Origin of the sequence: Streptomyces argenteolus (genome assembly GCF_042902585.1) — a bacterium.
Lineage (GTDB): Bacteria > Actinomycetota > Actinomycetes > Streptomycetales > Streptomycetaceae > Streptomyces > Streptomyces argenteolus.
Genome location: NZ_JBIBEG010000027.1, coordinates 1 through 5638, shown reverse-complemented (window position 1 = coordinate 5638; position 5638 = coordinate 1). Strand labels below are relative to the sequence as shown.

Sequence of the window (5638 nt, the reverse complement as noted above, 5' to 3'; positions counted from 1 at the left end):
ATAATTCGCCTGCCCCGGACCACCCAGCAACCCGGCAATCGACGAAAACATCACGAACGCCGACAGGTCCATCCCCGCCGTCAGCTCATGCAAATGCCAGGCCGCATCCGCCTTCGGCGCGAACACCCCGTCCAAACGCTCCGGAGTCATCGCACCGATCACACCGTCATCCAACACGCCCGCAACATGCACCACACCCGACAGCGCAACACCATCCAGCACCCCGGCCAGCGCCCCACGATCAGCGACATCACACCCCGCCACCGACACCCGAGCCCCAACCGCCTCCAACTCCGCAACCAGATCCCCAGCCCCAGGAGCACCCAGCCCCCGACGACTCACCAGCAACAGATCCCGCACCCCATGCACCACCACCAGATGCCGGGCCACCAACGCACCCAAACCACCCGTACCACCCGTCACCACCACCGTGCCCGCACCGAACGAACCACCACCCGACTCCAGAACGGCACCGGCAGCCGAACGCACCAGCCGCGGAACCCACAGCCGGCCCTCACGCACCGCCACCTCGGGCTCACCACACCCCACCACCAGCTCCACCGCACCAGCGGAACCATCCACATCACCCAGAACGATCCGCCCCGGATTCTCCGCCGCAGCCGCCCGCACCAACCCCCACACACCCGCACCAGCCAGATCAGACACCCCGCTGCCATCAACCGGCACCGCACCACACGTCACAATCACCAACCGGCCATCAGCGAACCGCTCATCCGCCAACCACCCCTGCACCACACCCAGAACCCCACCCACAACATCCCGCAACGCCCCCGGCACATCCGCCCCAGGCGCCTCCGGAACCGCGAACACCACCGCATCCGCACCCACCACACCACCAGCAGCAACGTCCTCCCACCGCACAAACGAACCCACACCCGCAGCAGCCGAACCCCCAGCCACCACACCCCACTCAACCGCCAGCAGGGAATCGGCAGTCGACGCCTTGGTCCGCAATTGCTGCAGGTCCAGCGGACGAGTGGTCAGCGATGCCGCAGAGAACACAGGCGAACCGGCGACATCGGTGACCTGCATCGCGTAGCCGGAGTCTCCCCGCGCCAGGCGAACCCGAAGTTCGTCCGCGCCCGTGGCGTACAACGCGACCTTGCTCCACTCGGACGGCATCCTCGGCGTGCCGCCGATTCCGGCCTCGCCCACCAGCAGGACAGCCTGCAGGCCACCCTCCAGAAGGGCGGGGTGCAGCATTGTCCGCTCGGCGTCGTCACGGGCCTCGTCGGGGAGCGCGACCTCGGCGAAGATCTCCTCGCCGCGGGTCCACACAGCCCTCAGCCCCTGGAGCCCTGGGCCGTAGCCGTACCCCTGCTCCGCCAGCTGCTCATACGCCACATCGACAGGAACCGACACCGCACCAGCCGGCGGCCACACCACCAGATCGACGTCGGGAGCGGGTGCCTGCGGCATCAGCGTCCCTTCCGCATGGACCGTCCACGTCGCATCCGGATCGCCCTCCGCACGGGAGTGAACGGCAAAGCCGCGGCGCCCGGTGGGGGCCTCGGCTGCCCCGACCGCCACCTGGAACTGCACGGCGGCATCCTCGGGAACGACCAACGGGGCCAGGAGCTTCAGTTCATCCAGCAGCGCGCACCCGACCTCGTCGCCCGTGCGGAGCGCCAGATCCACCCAACTGCTGCTCGGCACCAGCACACTGCCCAGGATGGTGTGCTCGCCAAGCCAGGGCTGGGTGGCGAGAGAGAGACGACCGGTGAAGACCACACCACCGTCCGGCAGTGTCACTGCCGCACCCAGCAGCGGATGCCCCGCTTCGCCGAGACCCAGCGATTCCGGATCACCTCCGACGACCTCGGGCAGCGACCAGTAGCTCTCGCGCTGGAAGGCGTAGGTGGGGAGATCGACGCGGCGGGCGCCGGTCGGCGCGTAGAACGCCGCCCAGTCCGGGACGTGCCCCACCGTGTGCAGACGAGCGAGCGCGGTGACCAGCGCCTCAGGCTCGCTCTGGTTGCGCCGCAGACCGGGCACGAACACCGCATCGGCCGCACTGTTCTGCGCCATCGCGGTGAGCACCGCGTCGGGACCCACCTCCAGGAACACCGAGACACCGGCAGCGGAGAGCGCACTCACCCCGTCCCCGAAACGCACCGCCTCACGGACATGCCGCACCCAGTACTCGGGCGACCGCAGATCATCCGAGGTCGCCAGCTCACCGGTGACGTTCGAGACCACCGGAATACGCGCCTCGCCGAACGTCACGTCTTCCGCGACGGTACGGAACTCGGCGAGCATCGGCTCCATCAGCGGCGAATGGAACGCGTGCGAGACCCGCAGACGACTCGTCTTACGACCCTCCGCCTCGAACCGGGCCGCAACCTCCAGCACATCGTGCTCGGCACCGGAGATCACCACCGCCTCCGGACCGTTCACCGCCGCGACACTCACCGCACCCGACGTCAGATACGGAAGGACCTCGTCCTCCGACGCCCGGACGGCGACCATCGCGCCGCCCTCCGGCAGCGCCTGCATCAACCGGGCCCTGGCCGCGACCAGCCGCGCCCCGTCCGCCAGCGACAGCACACCCGAGACGTGTGCGGCCGTCAGCTCACCCACCGAATGCCCCGCAACGAAGTCCGGACGCACACCCCACGACTCCAGCAGACGGAACAACGCCGTCTCAAAAGCGAACAACGCCGGCTGCGTGAACTCCGTCCGCTCCAACACCGACGCGTCCTCGCCCCACACCACATCCCGCAGAGGCGTGGGCAGATGACCGTCCAGCTCCGCCACCACCGCGTCGAACGCCTCAGCAAACACCGGGAACGCAGCATGCAGCTCACGCCCCATCCCCACCCGCTGCGCACCCTGCCCCGTGAACAGGAAAGCCGACTTGCCCATACGCACAGCACCCACGGCAACACCGCCCGAGCCACCCGCAGCGAGCGTCCGCAGCCCCTCGACCAGCTGCTCCCGCGTCGCACCCACCACAGCGGCCCGATGCTCGAACCCCGCACGCGACGTCACCAACGAGAAGCCGACATCCACCGGACGTATCTCAGACCCGGTCACCCGCTCCAGCAGACGCGCGGCCTGATCACGCACCGCCTCCGGGCTCCGGCCCGACACCACCCACGGCACCACCGGACCCTCCACCGAACCATCCACCGGGCCGGCACCCTCAGCAGCGGCAGACTCCTCCACCACCTGCTCCAGCACCACGTGCGCGTTCGTCCCGCTGATCCCGAACGACGACACCGCGGCCCGCCGCGGACCCGCCGTCGCCGGCCACTCCCGCGCCTCCGTCAGCAACTCCACCGCACCCGCCGACCAGTCCACCTGATCCGACGGACGATCCACATGCAACGTCTTCGGCAACACACCGTGCCGCATCGCCTGGACCGCCTTGATCACCTGGCTCACGCCGGCGGCGGCCTGGGTGTGGCCCATGTTGGACTTGATGGAGCTCAGCCACAGCGGTCGACCTTCGGGCCGCTCCTGACCGTATGTCGCAAGCAGCGCCTGCGCCTCGATCGGATCGCCCAGCGTCGTTCCCGTGCCGTGTGCCTCCACCAGATCCACGTCGGCGCCGGTCAGACCCGCGTTGGCGAGGGCCTGCCGAATGACGCGGACCTGCGACGGGCCGTTCGGGGCCGAGAATCCGTTGCTCGCCCCGTCCTGGTTCAGCGCAGAACCCCGGACCATCGCGACCACCGGATGCCCCAGGCGCCGCGCATCGGAAAGGCGCTCCACCAGGAGCATCCCGGCGCCCTCACCCCACGCCGTCCCATCCGCTCCTGCCGCGAACGACTTCGCACGACCGTCCGCCGCCAACCCACGCTGCTCACTGAAGTGGACGAACATCTGGGGCGTGGTCATGACGGTGACGCCGCCGGCGAGTGCCAGGTCGCAGTCGCCGGACCGCAGGGACTGGATCGCCGAATGCAGGGCGACCAACGACGAGGAGCAGGCGGTGTCGACCGTCACGGCCGGGCCCTCCAGGCCCAGCGTGTAGGCGATCCGGCCGGAGACGAGGCTGCCGCCGGCACTGACGCCGGCGTAGTCGTGGTACATCAGGCCGGCAAAGACGCCGGTGCGCGATCCCTTGAGGGTGCCCGGATCGATTCCGGCCCGCTCGATGGCCTCCCACGACACCTCCAGCAGCAGCCGCTGCTGCGGATCCATCTCGTACGCCTCACGAGGGCTGATCCCGAAGAACCCAGGGTCGAACTCCCCTGCTTCGTAGAGGAATCCGCCGTCCTTGGTGTACGTCTTCCCGAGCTTCCCGGGCTCGGGATCGTAGAGCCGCCCGGTGTCCCAGCCACGGTTGTCGGGGAAGGCCGACACCACGTCGCGGCCCTGGGCTACGACATCCCACAGATCCTCGGGCGATTCCACACCGCCCGGATAGCGGCAGGCCATCGCGACGATCACGATCGGATCGTCGTCAAGGACCGTCCGGCGCGGGACCGCGGAGCCCGCCGGCTGCGCACCGCCGCTCCCGGTCAACTGGGTGTCGACGAAGGCCGCCACCGACCGTGCGCTGGGGTAGTCGAAGACCAAGGTCGCCGGCAGCCGCAGGCCCGTAGCAGTGTTGACGCGGTTGCGGAGCTCGATGGCGGTGAGCGAGTCGAAGCCCAGATCCTTGAAGGCGCGGTCCGCCTCGACGGCGTCGACTGCGGCATGCCCGAGTACGCCGGCCACTTGTTCCCGGACCACGTCCAGGAGCAACCGTGCGCGCTCGTCACGAGGCAGACCAGACAGTTGCCCAGCCAGGCCGGCCGGCAGACCCTGCCCACCGGCCGCACGCCGTACAGGAAGGCGCACCAGCCCGCGCAGCAGCGGGGGAAGCCCTTCTCCACGCCGCCGCAACACGGTCTGGTCCAGGGGCAACGGCACCACGAGCGGAACGTCCGCGGACAGACCGGCGTCGAAGAGTTCCAGCCCCTGCTCCACGCTGAGGGCGGGGAAGCCTTGGCGGGCCATGTGCTCAGCGGCCTCATCGGCCTGGTCGTTCATCCCCGTGTCGACGTTCCAGAGACCGAACGCCATGGACACCCCTGCCAGGCCCTGTGCTCGGCGAGTGCTCGCCAGGCCGTCCAGGAACGAGTTCGCCGCGGCGTAGTTCGCCTGCCCGGCGGCCAGCACGAGGCCGCCGGCCGAAGAGAACATCACGAACGCCGACAGGTCCATCCCCGCCGTCAGCTCATGCAAATGCCAGGCCGCATCCGCCTTCGGCGCGAACACCCCGTCCAAACGCTCCGGAGTCATCGCACCGATCACACCGTCATCCAGCACACCCGCAACATGCACCACACCCGACAGCGCAACACCATCCAGCACCCCGGCCAGCGCCCCACGATCAGCGACATCACACCCCGCCACCGACACCCGCGCACCCGCAGCCTCCAACTCCGCAACCAGATCCCCAGCCCCAGGAGCACCCAGCCCCCGACGACTCACCAGCAACAGATCCCGCACCCCATGCACCACCACCAGATGCCGGGCCACCAACGCACCCAAACCACCCGTACCACCCGTCACCACCACCGTGCCATCACCGAACGAACCACCACCCGACTCCAGAACGGCACCGGCAGCCGAACGCACCAGCCGCGGAACCCACAGCCGGCCCTCACGCACCGCCACCTCG

At 69.3% G+C, this 5638-nt stretch carries 1 protein-coding gene; it reads right to left on the bottom strand.

Going from position 1 to position 5638, the window contains the following annotated elements:
• The coding region (locus ACFY8O_RS34335; protein WP_387909328.1) for an SDR family NAD(P)-dependent oxidoreductase at positions 1 to 5638 on the bottom strand (5638 nt) is incomplete at both ends.